This window comes from Pontibacter silvestris (genome assembly GCF_020907275.1).
Taxonomy (GTDB): Bacteria; Bacteroidota; Bacteroidia; order Cytophagales; family Hymenobacteraceae; genus Pontibacter; species Pontibacter silvestris.
Window position 1 is genome coordinate 71981 of the sequence record NZ_JAJJWI010000009.1, and the last position, 23966, is coordinate 95946.

At 44.1% G+C, this 23966-nt stretch carries 18 protein-coding genes and 1 pseudogene; 8 read left to right on the forward strand and 11 right to left on the reverse strand.

The window, feature by feature from the left end; all coding sequences use genetic code 11:
- Positions 1 to 30: 30 nt before the first annotated feature.
- From LN995_RS10005 to LN995_RS10025, 5 genes are all read right to left on the reverse strand, one after another.
- Positions 31 to 1554: a sodium:solute symporter gene (locus tag LN995_RS10005; RefSeq protein ID WP_229960861.1), complete on the reverse strand. Its 1524-nt coding sequence runs from the start codon at positions 1552 to 1554 to the stop codon at positions 31 to 33.
- 113 nt (positions 1555 to 1667) lie between these two features.
- Positions 1668 to 2480: an N-acetylmuramic acid 6-phosphate etherase gene (gene murQ, locus LN995_RS10010; RefSeq protein ID WP_229960862.1), complete on the reverse strand. Its 813-nt coding sequence runs from the start codon at positions 2478 to 2480 to the stop codon at positions 1668 to 1670.
- A 638-nt stretch (positions 2481 to 3118) separates the two neighbouring features.
- Positions 3119 to 3664 carry a G/U mismatch-specific DNA glycosylase gene (mug, locus tag LN995_RS10015; protein WP_229960864.1) on the reverse strand — a complete coding sequence of 182 codons (546 nt, stop codon included), beginning with the start codon at positions 3662 to 3664 and terminating at the stop codon, positions 3119 to 3121.
- A gap of 220 nt (positions 3665 to 3884) precedes the next feature.
- Positions 3885 to 5753 carry an OmpA family protein gene (locus tag LN995_RS10020; RefSeq protein WP_229960866.1) on the reverse strand — a complete coding sequence of 623 codons (1869 nt, stop codon included), beginning with the start codon at positions 5751 to 5753 and terminating at the stop codon, positions 3885 to 3887.
- Positions 5754 to 5755: 2 nt separating this feature from the next.
- Positions 5756 to 6937, reverse strand: a complete 1182-nt coding sequence (locus LN995_RS10025; protein ID WP_229960868.1) for a hypothetical protein — start codon at positions 6935 to 6937, stop codon at positions 5756 to 5758.
- Between the two features lie 807 nt (positions 6938 to 7744).
- Here LN995_RS10025 and LN995_RS22165 point away from each other — a divergent pair.
- On the forward strand, positions 7745 to 8836 hold the full coding sequence (locus tag LN995_RS22165) for an acyltransferase family protein (RefSeq protein WP_377469756.1): 1092 nt from the start codon (positions 7745 to 7747) through the stop codon (positions 8834 to 8836).
- A 256-nt stretch (positions 8837 to 9092) separates the two neighbouring features.
- Here the strand turns inward: LN995_RS22165 and LN995_RS10030 are convergent, their stop codons facing one another.
- Entirely contained in the window at positions 9093 to 10841 is a 1749-nt protein-coding gene (locus LN995_RS10030) for an ABC transporter ATP-binding protein (protein ID WP_229960870.1), read from the reverse strand.
- Between the two features lie 415 nt (positions 10842 to 11256).
- Here LN995_RS10030 and LN995_RS10035 point away from each other — a divergent pair, with 415 nt between their 5' ends.
- From LN995_RS10035 to LN995_RS10045, 3 genes are all read left to right on the forward strand, one after another.
- Positions 11257 to 11628: a spore germination protein GerW family protein gene (locus tag LN995_RS10035; RefSeq protein ID WP_229960872.1), complete on the forward strand. Its 372-nt coding sequence runs from the start codon at positions 11257 to 11259 to the stop codon at positions 11626 to 11628.
- Between the two features lie 193 nt (positions 11629 to 11821).
- The gene (gene uvrA, locus LN995_RS10040; protein WP_229960874.1) at positions 11822 to 14395 is read left to right on the forward strand and encodes an excinuclease ABC subunit UvrA; all 2574 of its coding nucleotides are present in this window, start codon (positions 11822 to 11824) and stop codon (positions 14393 to 14395) included.
- A 232-nt stretch (positions 14396 to 14627) separates the two neighbouring features.
- Positions 14628 to 15311, forward strand: coding sequence for a carbonic anhydrase family protein (locus LN995_RS10045; protein ID WP_229960876.1), 684 nt, complete (start codon positions 14628 to 14630; stop codon positions 15309 to 15311).
- Between the two features lie 429 nt (positions 15312 to 15740).
- Here LN995_RS10045 and LN995_RS10050 read toward each other — a convergent pair whose 3' ends face one another.
- From LN995_RS10050 to LN995_RS10065, 4 genes are all read right to left on the reverse strand, one after another.
- Positions 15741 to 16754: a CBS domain-containing protein gene (locus LN995_RS10050; protein WP_229960878.1), complete on the reverse strand. Its 1014-nt coding sequence runs from the start codon at positions 16752 to 16754 to the stop codon at positions 15741 to 15743.
- On the reverse strand, positions 16754 to 17146 hold the full coding sequence (locus tag LN995_RS10055; protein WP_229960880.1) for a hypothetical protein: 393 nt from the start codon (positions 17144 to 17146) through the stop codon (positions 16754 to 16756). The genes LN995_RS10050 and LN995_RS10055 overlap by 1 nt, the downstream gene beginning before the upstream one ends.
- A 1355-nt stretch (positions 17147 to 18501) precedes the next feature.
- Positions 18502 to 18909 (reverse strand): GNAT family N-acetyltransferase, encoded by a 408-nt coding sequence (locus LN995_RS10060; RefSeq protein WP_229960882.1) that lies wholly within the window; start codon positions 18907 to 18909, stop codon positions 18502 to 18504.
- Positions 18910 to 19017: 108 nt separating this feature from the next.
- Positions 19018 to 21225 (reverse strand): acylase, encoded by a 2208-nt coding sequence (locus tag LN995_RS10065; protein WP_229960884.1) that lies wholly within the window; start codon positions 21223 to 21225, stop codon positions 19018 to 19020.
- A 447-nt stretch (positions 21226 to 21672) separates the two neighbouring features.
- Here LN995_RS10065 and LN995_RS10070 point away from each other — a divergent pair, with 447 nt between their 5' ends.
- The 4 genes and pseudogenes from LN995_RS10070 to LN995_RS22175 all read left to right on the forward strand — a co-directional run bounded on the left by LN995_RS10070 (position 21673) and on the right by LN995_RS22175 (position 22829).
- Positions 21673 to 21963: a transposase gene (locus LN995_RS10070; RefSeq protein WP_229960886.1), complete on the forward strand. Its 291-nt coding sequence runs from the start codon at positions 21673 to 21675 to the stop codon at positions 21961 to 21963.
- Between the two features lie 288 nt (positions 21964 to 22251).
- Positions 22252 to 22530 (forward strand): annotated as a pseudogene (locus LN995_RS10075) (IS3 family transposase); the annotation flags it as partial.
- A 10-nt stretch (positions 22531 to 22540) separates the two neighbouring features.
- Entirely contained in the window at positions 22541 to 22747 is a 207-nt protein-coding gene (locus LN995_RS22170) for a hypothetical protein (protein ID WP_394801831.1), read from the forward strand.
- Positions 22734 to 22829, forward strand: a complete 96-nt coding sequence (locus LN995_RS22175) for an IS3 family transposase (RefSeq protein ID WP_377469786.1) — start codon at positions 22734 to 22736, stop codon at positions 22827 to 22829. The genes LN995_RS22170 and LN995_RS22175 overlap by 14 nt, the downstream gene beginning before the upstream one ends.
- On the opposite strand, the gene LN995_RS10080 is transcribed toward LN995_RS22175, so the two are convergent.
- Entirely contained in the window at positions 22826 to 23611 is a 786-nt protein-coding gene (locus tag LN995_RS10080; protein ID WP_229960889.1) for a S1/P1 nuclease, read from the reverse strand. The genes LN995_RS22175 and LN995_RS10080 overlap by 4 nt on opposite strands.
- Positions 23612 to 23966: the final 355 nt, after the last annotated feature.

Sequence of the window (23966 nt, forward strand, 5' to 3'; positions counted from 1 at the left end):
CTTTATGTATGTATTAGAATAAGTTCCTGCTTAGTATGTTGGCTGTTTTGACTTTAGAATACCTGAAGCCGCCATCATGCTAGGAGTTTTGCCTCTGTCAGGTTTACTTGTAAGAAGCAAAAGCAAATAGGTAATCAGCCCATTTACCACTATCAGTTCAAACCCCATAGAGTAACCCAACCACTTAAGCGAACTAGTCTCTATCAAATAAGTGATAATCGGAGAAATAAGGCAGATAAACGGTACCAGCCTGTCTGCAACCAAACGTTTACTTATCATACCGAAAGCAAATAAGCCAAGCAAGGGGCCATAGGTATAACCTGCTGCTTTAAAAATGGCATTTACTACAGAATCATCATTAATAACCCTGAAAACAAGTATAACCAGGAGCATAATTAAAGAGAAAACCACATGCACTATATGTCGTGTGCGCACAAGGCGCTTACTATCCTGATCCGGCTTCTTATCAAACCCTAAAAAGTCTACACAAAAAGAAGTCGTAAGCGCCGTGAGTGCTGAGTCTGTGGTAGCAAAGGTGGCGGCAGTTAAACCCAGCATAAAAACGACAGCCGGAATCACATTTAAATGATTCAAGGCAATTTCAGGGAAAAGGTGGTCTGGCGTTCGCAGGGCGGCAACATTTATCTGGTTTGCATCAGCATACTGGTAAAGTAAAGCTCCGACACTCAGAAAGAAGATATTGATACCCACAAACACGACCGTAAAAGATAACATGTTAGTTTGGGCCTCTTTAATGTTTTTACAGCTCAGGTTCTTCTGCATCAGGTCCTGGTCAAGCCCTGTCATGGCCACAGTAACGAAAATACCTCCTAAGAACTGCTTCAAAAAGTGGCTCTTGCTACCCATAAAATCCTCCCAAAAGAATATTTTGGAATAGGAGCTGCTCTTTACTGCTTCAAAAGTTTGTCCCAGGTCCAAATTCAGGCTTCTGGATATAAACCAGATAGACAGCAGAACAGACGATAGCAGAAAAACGGTTTGAAGCGTATCGGTAATAACAATAGTCTTTAAACCACCTTTAAATGTGTAAGCCCAGATTAAGACAAGGCAGATAGTAACGGTTACTCCAAACGGCACATGCCAGGCATCAAAAATAAACTTCTGCAACACAATAGCCACCAGGTACAGCCTAAAAGCAGAGCCTATAATGCGGGAAACCAAAAAGATCATTGCCCCCGACTTGTAACTCCAGAACCCCATCCGTTTCTCCAGGTAAGTATAGATAGAGATCAGGTTCATGCGGTAGTACAGAGGCAGTAAAACAGTGGCTATAAGCACAAAGCCTACCGCATTGCCCAACACAAACTGAAAGTATCCAAAGCTATTGTTGCTGACTGCTCCGGGCACCGATATAAAGGTAACACCTGATAAAGCGGTACCGATCATGCCGAAAGCAACGAAGTACCACTTCGAGTTCCGGTTTGCAATAAAGAAACTGGAATTATCTGAGGAGCCTTTCGAAGTTAAATAAGAAATGCCTATCAGTACGGCGAAATAACCTATCAAGAAGGACAGAAGTACTATTGGAGGCATGGCTTGATGATTAAAAATAGTTTATAAAAGTAACAGGTGTGGCTTATCTCATTCCTGTATACTTATTCAAATACTGAGCTTCCTTTCGCCTTACTTAAGGAAGCCATAACTCCCTAAGAAGAAATTAAAACACTGTTGATCGCTTGCCGGACACTGCCATGTTTCTCCAGAAGTTCAGCTGCTGCCTTTTCATCCTTACCGGTTTCATCCATAATCATCCGGACTCCACGGTTGTATAGCTTATGGTTCGTCAGTTGCATATCAACCATCTTGTTTCCCTTTACTCTGCCAAGCTGAATCATAACGGTTGTACTAAGCATGTTCAGCACTAACTTCTGAGCTGTTCCCGATTTCATTCGTGTTGACCCTGAAATAAACTCAGGCCCTACCACCACCTCTACCGGGTATTGTGCCTCTGCAGCCACAGGGCTTCCTGAGTTACACACTATACAGCCTGTTGCAATACCCTCTTCATTAGCCTTCCTGAGTCCTCCGATCACATAAGGTGTAGTGCCGGAGGCAGCAATACCTACCACTATGTCAAGCGCACCTACATTATATTCCTGCAGATCTTTCCACGCCTGCTCCAAGTCATCTTCGGCAAACTCTACAGCTTTTCGTATAGCTCCATCTCCTCCTGCTATCAGCCCCACCACCCAATCAAAAGGCACTCCAAACGTAGGAGAGCATTCCGAAGCGTCCAGCACACCAAGCCTGCCACTGGTACCTGCCCCAATGTAAAATAATCTGCCTCCTTCTTTCATTCTTTCAGATGCTACAGTGGCCAGCTTTTCTAGCTGTGGAAGTGCTTTCTCCACAGCATTAGGTACAGTTTTATCTTCCTTGTTGATGTTTTCCAGTATTTCCCTGACAGACATCTTCTCAAGATTATTATAGTTTGAATCTTTCTCGGTAACTATCTCCATTCTGTTTGAATTAAGTTTGGCAAGCTTTGCTTACTATGAGCAGACTTTATATAACTATTCAGAGCAGTGTTTAGTAATAATAACATAAGTCTTTTTATTTGTAAAGCAGTACAACCGGGTAATCAACTATCTTAAATAGACAAATCTTAGCAGCAGAAGCACTAACCAGAATATTCAATATACGCATAAACCCGCATTACCACAAACCCTGCACCTATCACTTTTCTGAAAAAGCAAAGAGTCCCATATGTTCCTCAGGCATTTCACAAGTGCTTTATAGCTGATGTCTCTCATACAGAACATCTCTGTTCTTAAGTAAGAGGTTGTTAACTATTACTCAGTAAATAAAGAGGCTAACTGTACCTTAACTTTCTATTCAACAAAGAATGGCACAACATTGATAACTATACTTTATCAGCATGTTATAGAACTCAGACTAAATCTAATAAAAACCAAGCAAATAAATACCAATATATGCAACTTTTTTAAAAAACCTGTAAAATACTGCATTCAACAAGTGGTAGATATATTAAAAGCAGGTTTATTTCTTCTGAATTATTACAAGGAGTTTGTTTTGTTTACAGAAAAAAATAGAGCCGTTTGAGCAAGAAAATTAAGTTAGTGACCGGAACCAGCAGTCACCCCACATACGCCCGCAACTCACGGTATACTTCGGCCAAACGCTTGGGAGGGAAATGTGCGTTGAGGCCACTTGGGTTAGGTAATACCCATACTTGTGTCGGGCCAATCATTAGGCCTTGTAACCCCACACCACTGCCTTTCTGGCCGAAAGCAGCCTGGTAAACTGAAATTCCCAACAGGGCCAACACTTGCGGTTTATACATAAGCACTTTCTGCACCAGTTGCTCTCCTCCCAGCCTCAGTTCCTCTTTGCTCAAATCGGCGGCGGCTACCGTGGCGCGATCTACCACATTCGTAATGCCGAAGCCTAAAGGCAATAACTCCTGCTGCTCTTCTGGCAGGAATAGCTTTGGTGTAAAACCAGCAGCAAAAAGCGCAGGCCAGAACCTGTTACCTGGTCGCGCAAAGTTATGCCCCACTACAGCTGTGTACACACTCGGGTTAATGCCACAGAACAAAACTTTCAGATGAGGGGCAATTACATCGGGTACTGTTTGCCCCACGGCAGCGATTAACTCTTCTTTAGTAGGTTTATGTGCCATTAAGTTTATTGGTTTGCTACTCTTCTTCAAGCTTTAGCGTTATAGAAACTCCCCAGGCAGGCACACTACTTATAGTGTACCTGCCTGGGGAGTTTCTGACCGGGAATTATTTCAAGAGATACCTGTTATTGACGGATGTCCGTTTATGAGTTCTTTGTAACGCCCACCTGCTTACAGGTTCCTTATGTACTTACTAATAACACTTCTCTTTCTACGCCTTCTATTCTATAATTTCGATCTCTACTTTTCGGTCTAACGGATTTTCTTTTTGAGAAGATTTTTCATCGCCCAGGTATTCTGTCCGGATGCGTTTCTTCGCTATTCCCTGATCAGTCAGAAAACTATCCAGTGCCTCTACCCGCTTGCGGCTAAGTGCCATATTATAAGCAGCGTTCCCAGACTGAGAGGTATAGCCGGTGAGCTTCACGTTCAGATCAGAGTTCTGTTGCAGTACTTGTAATACCTGGTTTAAATCCCGAAGGCTTTCAGAAGGAACGCGGTATGAGTTGATGGGATAAAAGACTGTGGTGACATTTTCCTTAGGCGTAACTGCAGTTGGTTCGCTAACCGGGGCCGCAGTTTTGTTTCTTAGCAAGGCCAGTTCCTGTTCGTATTGATTCAGACGCTGCAACATGCTATCATTAAGAGCAGCTTGCTGCTGAAGGTACTGCACCATACTGGTATCTGCGGCAGCCTCCTTTATCAGCATGACAGTATCTGTCTGCCGCTCTGCCTGCAGTGCATTAATCCTGGCCTGACTCCTGCTTACTTCCGCATTTAGGGCAGCCAGGCGAAGCCGCTCCTCACGGAGCTGCGTTATGTCTGCGTCTACGCTCCTGACACGTTCAGTGCTGCTTTCTGCCGGTACGTAAACAACCCGCTCTACTACACGCTCCGTTTCTGAAGCTCTGGCAGGCACTGCCTCCTCAGTTCTGAGCGAGTAGGTTTCCTGAACTCTTACAGGTTTATTTTCCCGAACTGCCGTAGCTTCCTGCACCTCTACTTGTTCAGATGTTACCACCTCGCCTTGCCTTTGGGAAACGGGTTCTTCAGCAACCACTATTCTTCTTTGCACAGTAGGGGCAGGCGGTATATTACTTTTAACTACAACTGAATCTAAACGAATCATGGTTCCGGCAGAAGATATCGTTCTGATAGGCCTTGTAGTGCTACCTTGTATTTGCACTGGCTCAGAAGACACTACATTAGCCTCGCTGATCTCCCCTTCTGAACTGCTGCTATCCACATCTATTCTGTTTGAAGCTGTAAGTGTGTCAGCAGGCAGAATAACTACTCTTTTAGGGCTTACCGGCTGCACCAGATTCGCTGAATCTGGTATGTTGTTTATCTGCACCTCTTTAGGCTCTAGTTTCAGCATCATTTCCAGTACATTCTGCCTCGGCTGGTTTAGCCCTTCCACCGACTGGAGCACAGGTAAGTTTCCAGCATAGAAACGCGGTGCTTTAAATGTCGATTCCTTAAAGCCGAAGCTGTAGCCAAGCCTTATACCCGTATGCAGGTACGTGTTATTATGATCGTTCTGCTCAAGTGCAGGCACCTGCAGATGCGACTTCGTCAGGTAAACGGCTTCTGCTTGCACCGCCAGTTGCCATCTTTCTGCTATTCTGAACTTCAAGCCTAAGCCAAAGGGTATAGCGGGTACATTTGTCGATTCTTCCTTTATGACGCCACTAGAAGTTTCAAACGTGCTAAGGCCATATCCACCGAAAAAATAAGGAGCAACCCAGGCAGAGGTGTTCAGCAGCCAACCATTATCAGTATAAAAATAAGCACGCAGTGCCGACATGCGCACGCCTGTCGTAAAGGAATTATGTAGCTGATCGTGTCCTCTTACATTGCCAAAGGAGTAGCCTAGCGATAACCCGATACTATGCCCAATGTTGCGGCTTAGCTCTACCCGGTAAACCAAGTTGTCATTTACATTGAAATAGTCAGATGTACTGTTATTTTCGTTAATATAGTTGGCGATACCTGTATAACCGCTTAGCTGCCATTTGTACAGGTCATGCTGGGCAGATGCCACCTTGCTACTAAACAGGAGCACACATATAATTATAAAACTTCTCATGACTATCGGTTTAAGTCGGCCCAAAAATTAAGTTCCAGGCTTAAGCCTATAAATGGCCTCACAAACACCCGGTCCACATTAAAATCAGAGATAGTATTGGACTCCTGGTCGCTTTGCAGCACAGTGGCTCCCGCATTAATGCGGACAAAAGGGAGGACTCTGTACCCCAGTGCCACGTAAACAGGCCGCTTCACTATAGGCCCCGTGGCTACATTGTCTTCATTGAACTCCAGATTCTTAAAAAACACGCCTGCCGAGATGCTGGACCTGGCCCAGAAGGCAGAAGAGAATGGCTCCCTTCCCAACGGAATAGAGATACCGGCATAAGGAGCGGTAGCCGAAGTAAAATTATCAAAATCACCAGAGTAATACACACCGCCATAGCCAACGTTAATTGCAATTATGTTCCTGGTTTTCTCAGTCGCATAATCGGTTATCCTTTTACTGTCTGTTAAAACGAGTAACTGTGTGTTAGCGTATTGCGCCACTTCCCGGTTTACCATCATTTTTAGGGCAGCTATCTGCTCCTGCGCATATTTCAGGCGGAGTGTCCGGCTATCGTCCCCTTCTGTTGCCAGAATATTTCTTTTGGCTTTTTTTAACCTCAGGTCATTAATTTGTTCCAGTTTATCGAGCACGATATCAGAAAAGCCCCTGAACTGATAGTTAATCTGATTCTTATAAAGCCCTAACCCTTGGTTTACGATGGTATTCATGTCGCTGCGCATGTTTTTTGGATGCTTCCGCAACTCCACGCTGCTTCTGCTTACCACAAACGATTGGTCTATATAAGAATCTAAAGCCGAACTGAGTTGGTTTAGGAGTTGCTCTTGCTGCTGTGTCGAGGCGGGCTCGTAATAGTTAAGAACGAAAGTATATTTCTCGTTTCCGCGCAGGGGGAAATTTACAGGAAGTGTAAACCTGCTATCAGTACCTGTGGCACGTTTTTTCCAGACATTCTTGTAAAGAGGTTCTTTATTGGTATCAGAAGAGCCATAAACAACGACCTCTACCAGCCCTACTCTTTGCCCCGCCTCACCAGTAAGCAGAAAATTGCTTTCGGCAGGTAAGGCTTTCCCTTCGTTGAAGTAGGCTCTGTCATAGTCAAAAACGACTGTCTCGTATTGAGCAAACAAAGGATAACTGAACAACAAAGTAATAAATAATATGTAGATGTTTTTCATCAGGTTGGTTTGGTTATTTGGGTTAACAAAAAAGGCAGCATGGCGCCACAAAAGTCAGGTGAGCATTTATGCGCTTCAGCATCTTGAAGTACGCTGTAATACTTTAACCTATGTTATGAGAACAAGGTTTTAAGAATAATGTTTAAAAAAAGGGAAATCGCACCAAGATGTGTTCCTGCAGCATGTCTCCTGTTAGTATTTCTCTTTCCATTGGTACTTCAAAAAATTTTACCAGATTAATCCTAGTAAAACAGACATAATCACAGCAACTATATTAATTATGTTTTATATATTGTTATTTAAATTTATACTAGCTATAAAACCAAATCATTCATATGGATTTTATCGATGTAATCAAAGATAAGGTAAGCAAGGTTAAAGCCAGCTGCACCTGAATGGCTTAAGAAATACTTAGGTTTAATGGAGGAAGGGAATCAAGAAACACGGATAGAAATTGAAACAACAGGTAACAACATATATGATCTCACTAAACATCTTGATTGATAATTTACTAAAATTAGATAAAATAAATGAGAAGCAATCTGCATGAAAAGAGTGTCTAAGCCATAGTTTAATAATAGAATAGGGAAATTAGCATAAACAGTACAAGCTACAAACCCGCACCCAATACCTTTGAGCCTAGAAATTTCATAACACACTTTTGCTGTTTTTCATCAACCTGTTCTTACACAATTTTCTCTCAAAAATCGGTAAAACAAATTGGATTCAGGCGGCAAAACTAAGCGTTTAGTTATCTTAAGTAAAAAAACTGTTCTTTCAAAATATTCCATACAAAACCATAGAGGAGTGAACTCTAACAGATTTAACCGAGATATTAGAATAGATATTTTAAGGTTCATAGCCATTATTTCTATCATATTTGTACATAGCGGGCCGGGGGACCTGCTATTTCAAATCCGAAATTTCGATGTTGTCCTTATGGTGCTCCTGTTAGGAGCCTCTTTTTACATAAGTAGTTTAAACAAAAAACTAAATTATTTTGATTATGTTAAAAAACGTTTCAACCGGTTGGTAATTCCAACCTGGACTTTCCTTACAATATTCTTTGGTATCTTTTACCTGCTCTCACTTATAAACCATGAGCCATTTTATTTCAGCTACAATGAAGTTGTTGAATCATACACTTTAGCAACAATCGGTGAGGGAATAGGCTTTGTTTGGATTATGAGAATCTTTTTCATAATAGCACTGGTTTGCCCTTTTCTATTAAGGCTAAGCAGACAAATTAAGGATAACATGATTTATATCTTTTTAATAACTATTGCCTATTTGTTTTATGAAGTGCTATTACTGACAGAAGAGTATGTGCATAGTGTGTTCAGGTATTCTAAAGCGACAAAAGCAGGTTTAATTTATTCATCTGTTATTATCAATAGTTTTGCATATATCTTAATTGCAGCTTTAGGAGTCAGGCTGGTAAAACTAAGGCGGAAGGAAATAATTCTATATTGCCTGGCTTCTTTGATAGTTCTGTTGTTCCTGGCATTTAAGTATAATTTTACCCCAACACAGCAGTTCAAATATCCTCCTCGCTTATATTATATATCTTATGGAGTTTTTGTTAGTCTTTTACTTTATAGTTTTCTAGAGCTTAAAAGACTAAGATATTTATTTGATAACAGCTTTGTGATGTTCGTTTCCAAAACATCTGCATGGTTGTACTTCTGGCACATCATCTCCTTTTATGTCGTTAAAATCTATGGACCCTCATTTCCTATTGTTTCCGGGAACCTAGTAGGCAGGTTCCTTTTTATTTTCACAACGGCTCTTGTTGTGACTTATTTACATGAACAAATTAAAAAAACATATCGCCATTCTAAGCTTTCACCTATAGTAGTTACGGTTTCTGATGGCCTGCAAAATAACAGATCAACTTAATAAAAATTATCCTCTTGAGAAGACGTTACAAGCTTTCATCTCTGATAAATGGACTTCAACATTAAGTCTTGAGCAGCATATCCGCTTCTATAAATACTTTTGATGACCTGTGTTCGCAAATTATAAACTTGTTTTCAAGAAGCTCTTTGCTTCCCTCGCCAGCGTGCCTCAACACATAAAGAAACCTTTCTCATAAAGCTTATGGGACATGATGGGTTGTTCGCACCCGCACTAGCACCAGAACAAAATCTCCCCCCTATATCCTTGCCTGGTAAGTATACAGCTGGTAATATCTCCCCTGCTTCTCCAGCAATTCTTCGTGTTTGCCTTGTTCCGCTATGTTGCCTTGCTCTATCACCAGTATCTGATCGGCCTGGCGGATGGTGCTTAGGCGGTGGGCGATCACGAATGTGGTGCGGCCCTGCATCAGCGTTTTCAGGCTGGCCTGTATCAGACTCTCGCTCTCCGTATCCAGGTTTGAGGTCGCCTCATCCAGAATCAGTATGCGCGGATCGGCCAGTACGGCTCTGGCTATGGCAATGCGCTGCCGTTGTCCGCCCGAAAGCTTTACGCCCCGCTCCCCTATCAGTGTATCTAAACCATCGGGGAATCGATCGGTAAACTCCTGCACATGGGCTGCTTTAACCGCCTGCTGCACCTGTTCTTCTGTAGCACCTGGTCGCGGGAACAGGATGTTTTCACTTATAGTGCCCTCAAACAGAAAGTCGTCCTGCAGCACCACGCCCAACTGGCTTCTATAGCTCTGCAGGCTGATTGTTTGCAGATCGTGCCCGTCTACAGTTATAGTGCCGCTTTCAGGGTTTAAGAAGGAAGCCACCAGCCCCGCTATAGTTGTTTTACCAGAGCCCGATGTACCCACCAAAGCCGTCACGGAACCTGCAGGTGCTTTAAAGCTGATGCCTTTCACCACATCTTTTCCCGGTTCGTAGGCAAAGGAAACCTTATCGAAAGCGATATCGCCTTTTATATGATCCAGTCGCTGGGTTCTGAGTCCGCCAGCATCTTCCAAAGGTGAATTCAGAATTTCTTCCGTACGGTCAAGCCCGGCAAAAGCCTCTGTAAACTGGCTCCCGATGTTGCTCATCTGCAGTATCGGCGCAATCATGAAACCCAGGTACAGCGTGAAAGCCAGAAAATCCCCGAAGGTAAGCTCCCCGTTCATAATCAGGTAACCGCCTATGCCCATAATCCCTGCCGAAGCAAAGCCCAAAAGCAACGTAGCCGAAGAGGTTACCAGGCTGGTGGTAATCAGGCTGCGTTTCACATTCAGGAACAGCCGATTCACACCGTCTTCAAAGGTTTTGATCTCCTGCTCCTCCGCATTAAATCCCTTAATCACCCGCACACCTCCCAACGTTTCCGTTAATCTGCCCGTTACCTCTGCATTTATGACGCCTCGCTCCCTGAAAATAGGCCGTATCTTCCCGAAAGCCTTCAGCGAAATCACACCGAAAATAGCGACGGGCACCAGCACATACAAGGTCATTAGCGGACTGATAATGATGAGCAGGACCAGGCAGATCAGGGAAGTCAGCACCCCTCCCACCATTTGGGCAAAGCCAGTGCCCACCAGGTTCCGCACACCCTCCACATCGGTCATAATCCTGGACACCAATTCACCAGTTTTAGTATTGTCGAAGAAGCGGATGGGCAGCTGGATAATATGCCGCTGTACCTTCGCCCGTAGCTGGGAAATAAGGTACTGCGCCTCAACGCTCAGTATTTGCGTTAAGGCAAAGGAAGTGACGGCCTGTATCACAATGGCGACGGCTACAGCTAATATCAGCCATTTCAGCATGCTCAGATCGCCATTCGGAATAACATCATCAATGAGATACTTGCTTGCACCAGGCAATATCAGGCCAGCCAAACGGCTGATGACGATCAGGACAAGCCCGATGGAAAGGTACTTCTTTCTGGGCCAGATAATGGTTTTGAAAACATGCCCCAGTGTTACGTTATTTAGTTTTTTTGATTTCGACATCTATAGGATTTAAGAGTAGTTATGTGAAGTTAAAGTTTTTTGTCCCCTTTGAAGAATGCATAGGGTGGTGCTTGCTATGCAGAGGCTTTGGCTGATTTTTTGTTCCTTTATATTTCCTTATAAAGCTAAAGGCCTTTTGATGGCAGGCATAAGGGTAGCCCCTCGGTTCAGAGACGTGTGCAGGTGCCTATGCTTCCTGAAGCATGAAATTTACGAAAAATTAGCGTACCTATACTTTTTTTGTTTTCATGAAGTGGATGAATAAAGTCTGTGCCGCTGCTGCACTTTTATACTTTATCGATTCAGGCCGAAAACTGTCCCTCAGATAACAATGTTGCTGTCACTGCATTGAACTTCAATGCGTGGCAACCGTACATCAGATTCATTTATACTTACATAATTTTATCGCATGCAGATGGAAAAAGAAAACAGTTCTGGCAGTGCTACGCAGCCTACGTTTGTGGAACGGCTGGCTGAAAAGCTGGGTATGGCTGCTAACAGTTCAACCATCTATGGTGAGGCGGTAGAGCGGAATGGTGTTACGGTAATTCCTGTCTCCAAAGCTATGTATGGTTTCGGTGGCGGAACAGGCGCGAAACCAGATGGTGAGGGCTCAGGGGCTGGCGGAGGAATTGCCATTATACCCGTAGGCTACATCGAGATGAAAGAAGGGAACACTCGGTTTCGCACCATACGCGATCCGCAGACAATAATAAAAATAGTAGCTATTGGTGGCCTAACAACACTACTGATCGCACGAAGCATCACTGGAATTTTTAAAAAGTGAAATATTCAGTTGGTGACTGCAACTTCGTTTTGGTTCTTATGAGCTATAGCGTTAAATTTTAATTAATGGATAGGATAGTTGAGATACATTTAAATGAATTAAGAGGCTCCCATACTTTCAAGGTACACTTGCTTCTGCTCTATACACATGGATGTTCCCCCAGCCAATAGTATAAATCTACGTATCTTGCCACATGGCAAAAGATTCTCACAACACTATTAAAAAAGAATTCTCAGGCTTCGTAAACGTGCGCGGTGCACGGGAGCATAACCTTAAAAACATAGACCTTACCATACCTCGCGATGCCCTGGTGGTGTTTACGGGTGTGTCGGGTTCCGGCAAGTCGTCTCTGGCTTTTGGAACGCTTTATGCCGAGGCACAGCGGCGCTACCTGGAGTCTGTTTCGCCCTATGTCAGACGGCTGTTTCACCAGATGGCGGTGCCGGAGGTAGGCTCTATTGAAGGCTTGCCTCCGGCTGTGGCACTACAACAGCAGCGAGGTACACCTACCACACGCTCTTCAGTTGGGAGCGTAACCACGCTTTCGAACCTGGTGCGCATGATGTATTCTCGTGCAGGAGACTACCCGCCGGGGCAGTCCATCATCTATGCTGAAGCGTTTTCGCCGAACACACCCGAAGGTGCCTGTCCTACCTGCCACGGACTGGGCCGAACTTATGAGGTAACAGAGCAATCAATGGTGCCCGATGACTCGCTTACGATTCGGGAACGCGCTATTGCCGCCTGGCCTACTGCCTGGGGTGGGCAAAACCAACGCGACATATTGGTAACCCTTGGCTACGATGTAGACCGCCCCTGGAGGGAATTGCCCCAGAAAGACCGTGACTGGATTCTGTTCACCGATGAGCAGCCTGTGGTGCCCGTCTACCCAGGCTACACGCCCGAACAAACGCAACTTGCCCTTAAACGAAAAGAAGAGCCAAGCTATATGGGCACTTTCAGCAGCGCCAGGCGGTATGTATTCCATACTTTTGCCAACACCAACAGTCAGCAGATGAAAAAGCGGGTGATGCAGTACATGTTGAGCACCGACTGCCCGAACTGCCAGGGCAAACGCCTGCGTCCGGAGTCGCTCGCTGTAAAATTTGCGGGCTACGATATAACCGAACTTTCGCGGCTACCTCTGAAACAAATAGCCAACACTCTTCAGCCTTATGCCGAAGGAACAGCTTTAGACCGAGCACAGCGAAATGTAGCACACCCCGAACAGGCCATTGTGGCACAGCGCATCGCCGAAGACCTGATAGCACGCATTAAGGTGTTGTTAGACCTAGGGTTAGGTTATCTGTCGCCGGAACGTAGCACACCGACCTTATCGCCGGGCGAACTCCAGCGTTTACGGCTTGCCACACAGCTGTACTCCCACCTGTTTGGCGTGGTGTATGTACTCGATGAACCTTCTGCCGGGCTACATCCTTCTGATACTTTAGCACTGCTAACTGCTCTGGAAGGACTAAAAAAAGCAGGCAATTCGCTGTTTGTGGTGGAGCATAATCTGGATGTAGTCCGTCATGCCGACTGGCTAGTAGATGTAGGTCCGGAGGCAGGAGAAAAAGGAGGCGAAATATTATACAGTGGTCCGCCTGAAGGGCTGCAACAGGTTACGACCTCCCAAACAGCAAGCTATCTTTTCAATAATTCAAAAGTACATCCCCATACGCCACGTACTCCTGCTGGTTGGCTTCGTTTAAGCGGTATAACACGCCATAACCTAAAGAACCTGGATACTGAATTCCCATTGGGTGCTTTTACTACCGTTACCGGGGTATCGGGCTCCGGCAAGTCCAGTCTGGTAAGCCAGGTGCTGGTAGAGTTGGTAGCTGAGCAGCTAGGGCAGGCTTTGCCAACCGAGGAAGAAGAAGGCGAGGCCCTTGAGCGTGCAGCACCTGTTCCATCGGGTGGGCACATTACAGCAGGTATGGAAAGTATAAAGCGACTGGTGCGGGTAGACCAAAAAGCCATTGGGCGTACGCCGCGCTCTAATATGGCTACCTATACCGGGCTGTTTGACCACGTGCGTAAGCTTTTCGCCAACACAAAAATGGCGAAGGCACGCAAGTATGATGCTGGCCGTTTCTCGTTTAATGTTGCCAAAGGGCGTTGCGAAAACTGCCACGGAGAAGGTTCCGTAATGGTGGAGCTTCTCTTTCTGCCAAGTGTATATGCCCCCTGCCCTGTTTGCCACGGCGCCCGCTATAATGCTAAGACCTTAGAAGTTACCTATCGCGACAAAAACATTGCTGATGTACTTGGCATGACGGTAGATACTGCCTGGGAGTTTTTCGAAGAGGAGCCGCTGGTGCACCGGGCGCTTACGGTTTTGCGGGAAGTCGGGTTGGGTTATTTGCGCCTTGGGCAGCCTGCTACAGAGCTTTCCGGTGGAGAGGCGCAGCGAATTAAACTGGCAACCGAACTACAGCGGGCACAGCGCGGCAACACGCTTTACATCTTGGATGAACCCACTACCGGCCTCCACCCTGCTGACGTAGAAAAGCTGATGGTGCAATTGGATAACCTCGTAGAAGCTGGAAACACAGTAATAGTAGTAGAACATACTATGCGCGTTGTAGCTGGCAGCGATTGGGTTATTGATATTGGCCCTGGTGCAGGTGAGGAAGGCGGCAAGATTATCGCAGCCGGAACACCTGCCAGAGTATCAGAGAGCCGGGAGAGCAAAACGGCTCCTTTCCTGAAGCGTTTTTTTAGGAAATGCATAGTAAGTGACAGGACTAGCTTGCTTTTTTAGTTAAAAGCTGCTTAATTTCACCCTTTGTGCCGCAAATGGTACTAAAGGAATCAGGCTGTGCTTTTTTCGCTAAACTCATCCTGATTCATTTTCGCTTGCAAGAACAAAATTTAAACATGCTCTAAAGCTGAACTGTTATCAAAACATCCTTTTAATGCTCTTGAAAGTAGAAGGACAAACCCTATCCTGCCCAAGCGTTGTCTATGGTAGGAGTCACAAATAAAAATAACATATGGCAGAGAAAAAAAACATTATAATCAACATAGAAGGAGAAGGTTTAGTAGAAGATGTACTTACTAAAGAGGAGCAGGATAGCTTAACACCTGATGCCGTCATTCAGTTATTAAGGGAGGGCAACCAACGTTTCGTACGAGGCGCCATCACCTTAAGAAACCATAAAGAACAGGTGCGCAAGGCTGTACAGGGGCAATACCCGAAGGCAATTATCCTGTCTTGCATTGACTCCCGTGTACCAGTGGAAGACGTGTTCGACCGGGGCATCGGAGATATGTTTGTAGCGCGTGTTGCAGGAAATTTTGTAAATGAAGATATATTGGGAAGTATGGAGTTCGCCTGCCATGTAGCTGGCTCAAAGTTGGTAGTAGTGTTAGGGCATGAGCATTGTGGGGCCATAAAAAGCGCCATTGACCAGGTAGAGATAGGAAACATTACCCGTATGTTAGCTAAGATAAAGCCTGCCCTGGATTTATCTGCTGACTTTGAGGGAGAAAAAACAAGTACAAATGAAACGTTTGTACATAAGGTAACTGAGAATAATGTACGGCTGACAATTCGACAGATCAGAAAAGAAAGCCCGATATTAAAGACTATGGAAGAGGAAGGCAGGATCAGGATTATCGGCGGGCTATATGATATGGATACAGGACAAGTGGATTTTCTGGAAGAACCTGCATAGAGCTTACTTAGGTTTTACTTTTGCCGGCGAACATGAACCAAGCAAAGGGGATGTAAGTAATTTTCTATGCTTTGCAGAGCCAACGCAGAGTAACCACAGCGCATTATCTGTTCTCTTTTGGCTCAAAAGCAGGTTGTATATAAGCTCTTAAGGAGTAGAGTAGTTATGTTTTTATGCACCACCTGCTTTTGAGCCAACTCGAATTTTCAACTTGTAGGCTCCAATTAGTAAAAGTTATAATTGTTCTTGAGAGGGAACAGGCTCAACACAAGCAGACATGCTGGAAATGTATATTCTATTCTCTCGCTTTCCCTGCGTTGGAAGGATAGATTGTAATAATACAAATAGCAAAAATTCTTGTTTAACTCAAACAGGTAGATGTATAAGCTTAAGAAGGTTCTTTAATCCAGGTCTTCGGATTCTTGTAAATTATTCCACGAAAGAAGCCTTCTCCACAATATCCCTAATAATATCGTCAAGTTCCTTTGTGGATACTTCCAGCATACTTAACACCATTTTATCCTCTCCTTCCATTTGAGCTTTCCTGTTCAGCAAGTTTACCAAGCCCAATATGTTAGCGACAGGACGCCTCAATACATGCGACTGCGTATGTATAATTTCCCGTAGCACTTCATTTTGCCTGTTAATAAAAAGCTCATTGTGTTTCCTTTCACTAATATCCGTAGTTACCACCGAGACACCTACCATCTGATTCTCTACAGTAACAGGATTATATTCTGTTCTAAGCCAAACTCCTGCCTCCTTATAGAGAAGTTCACTCTCTACAACTACACTTTCTCCATGTAATGCTTTTTCAAAGTCGCGATCAAAGTTGCTGCCAACCAAGTGAGGGATATCATTGGCATACTGCCTCAGGTTGCTACCAACGTGCAGTAAACTTATAGGAGGAGCCCCGGAGCTTTCATAAGCTGTTTGATTGAAAAAAAGAACAGTACCATCAGGAGCAAGCAAGAGCCTGGCAGATTTAGTACTGTAATATAGTGCCTTCTCAATTCTATACGCCTTCTCTATTACTTCATTTTGCCGCTGTATGGTAATTCTTTTATTGTTGGCCCTTTTTTCCAAGATGGTCTTTTGAGAGGAAAGGAACCGGATAAGATCGTCTTTATAAATAAGCCCTTCTAATTCCATATTGTTGATTACAGGCAGAACCTCTGCATGCACGTTCTCCATTACCTCTAATGCTTCTTCAATTTTACAATCGGGTGCAAGTACAGGCTTATCAGAAAGACAGTCCACAACAAGGTTATGAGGCTTTTGGATAAGGTCAAACGGCGTTAGAACTCCTAAGAAGGCTTGAGTATCCTCATCCAGTACAACAATAGCATTGGAATGAGCTAACTCAGCTTTTATTGCATTAATACCAACATACTGGCTGGTGGTAAGGTAACTGTGCCTAATGAACTTAGAAATTGGTGCCATTATATTTCATATTCAATATTGGTGTATGACATGGATACCTTAAGATCTACTTTCAGCAACTCTCCTTCCGATACGTAGTCAAACACTTTGGACTTTAAGATGCGCAGCAGCTTTTCGGCAGATATTTTAGACAGAATCTTTTTGTTGATGAACACTGCCTCTACTTTATCGTCGTCTACTTCAAACGAGGCAAACCCATTTGGAGCCATTAACTCAAAAGACTTGTTAAGACCAATTCTGCCTTGCGCGCAGTTTTTACTCAGAATAAGTATGTCCTGGAATGGCGGTAGTCTGATTTCTTCAAAACTAAGGCTGATGGAGTAACGGATATTTGAACTGTTGATATCGTCCAGGGTATTTGTTTTAAAGGCAGTGCTTGGTGTTGACTTCATAGGGAATAATCATGTTTTCAATAACACACACTTTCAGATTAGCCTTGAAAATTGCAGAGACCTAGGTTTAGCAAGACTTATGCTTTCAATATCTCCCCTGAGAATAGGCTTGTATAAGTTGATGTTGTGATAGTCTACTGAGGAGGGAAGTGGATATAAAGGACAACTTTCTCTTACACTTTTAGTGAAACGGCAAGAAGCCCCCAGAAAGCCCCAACCGTCCAGACCAGGCACCTTTACGTCCGGCAAACTAGTATCTGGCAGCAAAACCCATTGCAGGTTTTCACCTTTGTTAAAAAAAGAGAATACATTTTCCACAGCAATAAAAGAAAGAGCTTCCTTTAAAAGGTTATGTTGCAGGGTGCTTTGCTTTGTCAAAAAGCCAGATGCCGGAGCATCATTCATGAACCATACAGTTCTACAAAAAGTCATTCAGCATATTATTATAAACATTTACTAATATCTTACTAAGCTTTATTGATGATTTCTATTTTGCAAAACGTACTCTCTTTACCTGCTCCTGCTTCACAAATAGCTCCCTCAAAACATAAAACCAGAACTTCCTGATTTTATTGTCTCTTTGCATACTACCTATGTGCGGCACATTGCCTTCAGATATCTTTATTACTTAGTAGCCTTTACAATACTCACAGATGAAGCAACGCTATGATATCCCTTCCCATTGTGCCTGCATATATCAGAACTACAGCAGCTAAACCTATAATTTAAACAAGCTATAAAATGACAACTACAAGGCTTAATCTTATTATTTAAGTAGATATATATTTAATCTATTTAAATTAATGCAAGTTATAACATTATTAATAAATAATAACTCATATATAGTATACATCTAATAAAAATAATATAAAAATCACTCTGTATAATCTTAAACTGCTTGGTTTAGATGGAAAAGAAGATTGGGAGTTGTATGTATTATGCAATTATTTTGCTCTATTCTCCATATATGACTGCATCACTAAAAATGAGGGCAGATAAGAACAGCCGCTTTTACAAAAACATTAGCAGTAGGCTGATACACAAAATACGTAGATAACTCAGAATCTTTCACTCAGCAAATGTCGAACCTTATAGTGACAGCCTGCTTTCATGTTTATCTTTGAGATGAGGTGAAACTGCTGTAATGTAGGATGTATTTAGTATCTTTTTATTACATCAGGAGTAATAACCTTGTTTGTTTGGAGCTTCCTAAAGACGAAAGCTTCATCCTGCTTCCCTGGGCTGATAAAATCTGAACTGTAGCAAAGTATAATGAATAGGCATTTTACTTTTTCATTTTTGGGTCAGCCATTTCGCATACCTCTCCTAATAAGCCTTCTCAAAACTTTCCTATCCTAATGCTCATCTCCCTTATAAATCCACATGGGCACCGTATGTCCAGCCCGTACAAACCCAAGCTTTTCATAAAAGATCGTTGCACCTCCGTCTGCAGTTAACATTTGCATATGAAAGTGGCCATACTTTTCCTGCATTCTTTCAATAATTAATCGTCCTACGCCTTTCCCCTGATAGTTTGGGTGGACAAGTAAATGTGGATAATAAACAACTAAGTATCCATCGGAGACAGCATTGCCAAGGCCTATCAATATATCTCTGTCCCAGGCTGTGATTAGTGTATGAGAATGCGTAAGCGCATTGTATAACTCAGTTGGTTTACTAGCAGCGCTCCATTTGTTAGCTTCATATAAAGCTATAATATCGCCAGGTTCAATATCTCGCCTTTCCGAAATTGTAACTGCCATTGTAAAATCATCTATAACTCTTATTTATCCTCAGAACGGCTCTACCTACTCCTATAAAGCCCTCACTTATTGATGCATAGCTAGGGCGCTCTTTTTTATCCGAAACAACTACTTCTTCTCAGCACCTGGATGGTAGGTTGCTTTAGCCCGTTTCTCCACATCCTCACGATAATAAGCTACATCTTTAAATTTTACATCAGCATAACGCTGTGCCTGGTCATCAAAATGAGGTGAGTTCGGATCACCGCTTTGCCCGCCTGCAAGGAGGGCCTTTGCTTTAACCTTATCACCAAACTCCACTACCGCTACAAAGCTGTTTCCGGATGTACCGTAAAGGCGCTTTGTATCATAAGATCGTGCGCCGAAGGAAGCCAGCGCTCCCCAGTTTCCGGACGCCATCCCTACCGGGATACTAGGCTTTGAATCATTAAAAGCCTGTTCTATATCACCATTTATGCGCTGGTAGCGGTTAATATCACCCCACGGGGTATTCCACTGGCCGAAGTCCTCTTCCAGTTGGGCTATAGTTTGGCGGAACAGCTCCAGACGCTCTTTTTCAGGCGAGGCCTTTGCATAGTACTCAAAACGTTCCATCAGGTTTGTACCTTCCGGGGCACTACCGCTTCTCAAAGAGTTAGTAGCATAGAAATGAGCAAGTGACATGCCTACTGATTCTTTAGACACAGCAAAATCCCAGTTGCGCATTACTTTCATAGCCTCCTGTAGCTTCGGGTCATTTGGCTTTAGCTTATCATAGGCGGAAATAAGCCCGGGAATCAACACTTCAAACGCTGGCAGGTAAGGGTCGTAAGCCAAATTTATCAGTTTATCGAGTGTAAGATTATCAGCACTTTTCAGAAGACGTGTAGCATGTACCCCACGGAAGTTTTCCGGTGCCCGCGACATATAGGACGGGTAATTTTCCCGCCTCGGGCTATAAGCTCCGGCACTGGTAAAAGGTGTGGAGTTACAATTCTGAATCCATCCATTAGCGGGGTTGATAACCTTAATTGCCTCTTCAACTGAGTGCAGCCCCTGCCAGTCTGTTTGCGGATTGCTTCCGTCAACAGGTTTTGTATAGTTAAAGGTCGTATCCCGTACTGGTATAAAGTTGCCATGATAGTAGGCTATGTTGCCATCCGCATCAGCATAAACAGTATTGTTGGAAGAGTTAGTACGCATTTGCATCATCTCATTGAACTCCTTCAGATTGCTCTTTTTAGTTCGAGTATAGGACTGAATTAAAGCATCAACGGGTTTCCACATCATGGCAGTAGCCACCCATTTATTACCATTCTTGTGGGTAATTGGCCCATGATGCGTTCTGTAGGTTGTAAAGGTCTTTTGCTTTATTTCTTCACCTTCTTTATAGGACAAGGTTACTTTTGATATTGTGACAGGTCGCAGCTCATCGCCATACCGGTAAAACAACTTACCATCCTGCTCCACAATAGTTTCTTCAAACTCATCTATAACGTCTGTATAGGTAGAGGTATGCATCCATCCATTTCTTTCGTTAAAGCCTTGGTAGATAAAAAACTGCCCCCAAGTAACGGCACCATAAGCATTTAGCCCCTCCTCACTCACAGCATGCACCTCTCCTCGAAAGAAGAAGGAGGTGTGTGGATTAATCAGCAGCATGGCATTGCCGGATGCAGTATGTTCTCCGGAAATGGCAAAACCATTAGAGCCTTTTGGTTCCTCCAGTATGTCGGGGTACATCAATCCACCACCAAAGCTGTTAAGCCCCAGCGACTTGTTATCTTCATAGAAAGCCTTTACTCCTTTTGTTGATACTCTTTCAATATCACCGCCAATAGAACCTTCGCTGAAGTACATTGGCATCCATGGTTCGAAGTGTGTCAGGAGCTTTGGCTTTACTTCTGGATGAGTGTAAAGGTAGTAGTTTACTCCGTCGGCAAAAGCCTGACATAGAACCTTGAGCCACTCCGGGCTTTTCTCATAGTTTGCGACTGCTTCCTCCTCTGTCATAAACAGTTTTGCCCGAAGGTCGCTATACAGCATTTCTTCTCCTTCAACTTCAGCCAGTCGGCCTGTAGCCCATATATAATTACGCTCTACCCGATTAAAATCATCTTCGCACTGGGCATATAGAAGCCCGAATACAGCATCTGCATCAGTTTTCCCATAGACGTGCGGCACGCCAAAATCATCCCGGATAATGGTAACACGCCCACCCTGCTCCTCCCATTTCACCACTTCTGGAGAGGAGGCTGTTTGCCCTCCTACTGTGCAGGAGGAAAGAATAGTGATAAAGAGGAGTAACAGCGTAATGCTTTTTCTAAAGTATTTCATGTTCTATTGAAAAAAGGAGTGTGTCAATTATGAACTAGAGGAACAAGCCATTGACATTTTAATACTATTCTACTTATGATATTCCTGTTTTATCACTTCACAAACAACAGACTGTAAATATAACAAAACTTCTTATATCAAAAGCGTACCTGCTTTGGTGAAACCGAGGTGATTCCATAAAAGCTTAACAGCAATAGAGACGATACACCATTAACAATTCAAAACAACAAATTACATGAACTGATATTTTATAGATAGCTCAATTATAATCAAAAATAAAGCGTGGAGTGAACTTATGCGAACTCAGAATGGCTATTGTTCCTTTGCGAGTATCGGCTAGATTATCAGCACCTACAGCTACACAGGAAAATGTAAAAGTGGAGTTGCCACCTTTGACTGGAGGCTTTATGATAGGCAGAATTATGTAAAGTATTACATTTGACTATTATGGATAGACGCGTATTTGACACCTCCTTTAAACGGATGGCTATTGACCTCTCCTATGCGAGAGGATCAGTAAAAGAGGTAGCCGATGAGCTGGGTATAGATCCCGGTCGTCTGAGCAAGTGGCGGCAGCAGGATAGCTCACCAGTCCGGTCCACCGAAGGGCCGAGTGAGGAGCAGAAAGAGATAAAGCGGCTACAGAAGGAGCTGAAGGAGGCGCAGTTGGAGCGTAATATCCTAAAAAAGGCGGTGAGCATCTTCTCCAGGGGAGACGGGCGTTATACGGATTCATAAAGGAGCACCGCAACCAGTTTCCCGTTGAGAGGATGTGTCAAGTACTCCAGTCCAGTGCCAGNTAATATCCTAAAAAAGGCGGTGAGCATCTTCTCCAGGGGAGACGGGCGTTATACGGATTCATAAAGGAGCACCGCAACCAGTTTCCCGTTGAGAGGATGTGTCAAGTACTCCAGTCCAGTGCCAGTGGCTACTATTACTGGCTCAAGAATCCTGTGAGCCTGCGGGAGCAAAAAGAGAAGGAGCTCGTGGAGCAGATTAAATAGGTATACCAGCAAAGCAAAGTGCCGCTATGGTTCTCCCAGGATTGCCGTGGAGCTGCAGCAGCAGGGTATTTGCGTGTCCCGTCCACGCGTAGCCAGAGTAATGCAGAAGCACCGGGTACAAAGCATTGTGCGCAAGAAGTACAGGGTACAGACCACGGACTCCAACCACACCCATGCCGTGGCGGAGAACCATCTGTCAAGAGATTTTCATGCGGTAAGGCCGGCAGAGAAGTGGGTATCTGATTTAACTCAGGACCAGGGAAGGCTGGTTGTACCTGACGGTGGTGCTGGCCCTGGCTGACCGGAAAGTGGTGGGCTGGGCGCTGAGCGAGACCCTGGAGGCGGAAGCCACCACGGTGGCGGCCTTTAAGATGGCGGAGAGAAACAGGCCACTGTTCCATTCCCTTTTGTTTCATTCTGACAGAGGGGTGCAGTATGCCTGCAGTGCCTTCCGAGAGCAGCTAGAGGAGATGCCGGTGCTGCGGAGCATGAGTCGCAAGGGTAATTGCTCTCGATAACGCGGTAGCTGAAAGCTTTTTCAAGACGTTGAAAACTGAAATGATCTACCATCTCGAATTCACCACCAGACAAGATTCTTAAAAAGCATCATTCAGTATGCCTGCAAGCCTGATGCCGGCCAGTTGCATGCGCTCTTTCACTATATCGCGGTGGCTACGGGTATAGGCATAGCCAAGTTCAGGATTTTCCGCTACTTCTTTGTAGAGCTTATCGCTGATCTGGTAAGACTCAAACAGCCATAACATCATGTCATCCCGCTGCCATACTCTTACCTGATTTTTGCAGGCATAATTGTATTCCTCCGCCATTTCAGAATAAGTCATTCGGGTGGCCTCTATTACGCCACTATCCCAGACACTGTGCAGATTGGTTTCCTTGCCTCTCAAGGTTACTTTTGTCTTGTTTCCGCCCTGATCTTCTGAATGTCCTGCATGCATCGGCTGGTGGATGTCACCTATTATATGCACGATAAACTTAAGTGCAAAAGCTTTCTCCTCTTTTGACTTGGCAGGATTTTTCATATCCTCGATCAGTTGTACCAGTGCCGTATAAGCATTCGCCGATTCAGCGCTGGTAATAGAAGCAGAGAATTGCTCGTAGGTTAGCCCTGATGGCGCGTTTACATAATGCCAGGGTGCAGTATAGAGATATTGCGCTTCCGGGCGAATTTCATCGGCCCAGGTGCTCACCATCGCCAGCGATTCGTTGCCGAGTAACTTTTTAACTGCTTTTTTTGCTTTCCAGCTCAGGTGCTGCTCGGCCATTCTGCCTATTGCCCGATGGCCGTCTACGCCCCAGGCAAAGGTGTTAAAAGGCAACAGGCTTATCAGAGCCAACAGGATATAGTTATGTCTACGTTTCATTATTTCAGGTAGTAAATAGTTAAGGATATACCGGATGCCTAAAGTGGGTCCCATATATAATAACAAAGTAAAGGCGCAAATATTACAGCTACTTTACCTATATGTTATGTTTTAGTTAGGGCCTGGTGAAAAAGCGCTAATTATTTCATTCTTAAGTACGTCACATCCTTGATTGTTTTTTTGAATGCAAGGTTTTCAGCATCTTACAGTCATAACCTTTGCACCTGATGATCCGCTATACTCCCAGCAACCAGTTAAGTATAGCCGAATTCAAGACTCCCTTCTAACTGCATCTTGACAGCCATTCCCTGGGACAAGCTCGCCGGTATGCATGAGCGCCAACAAGGGAGCACCT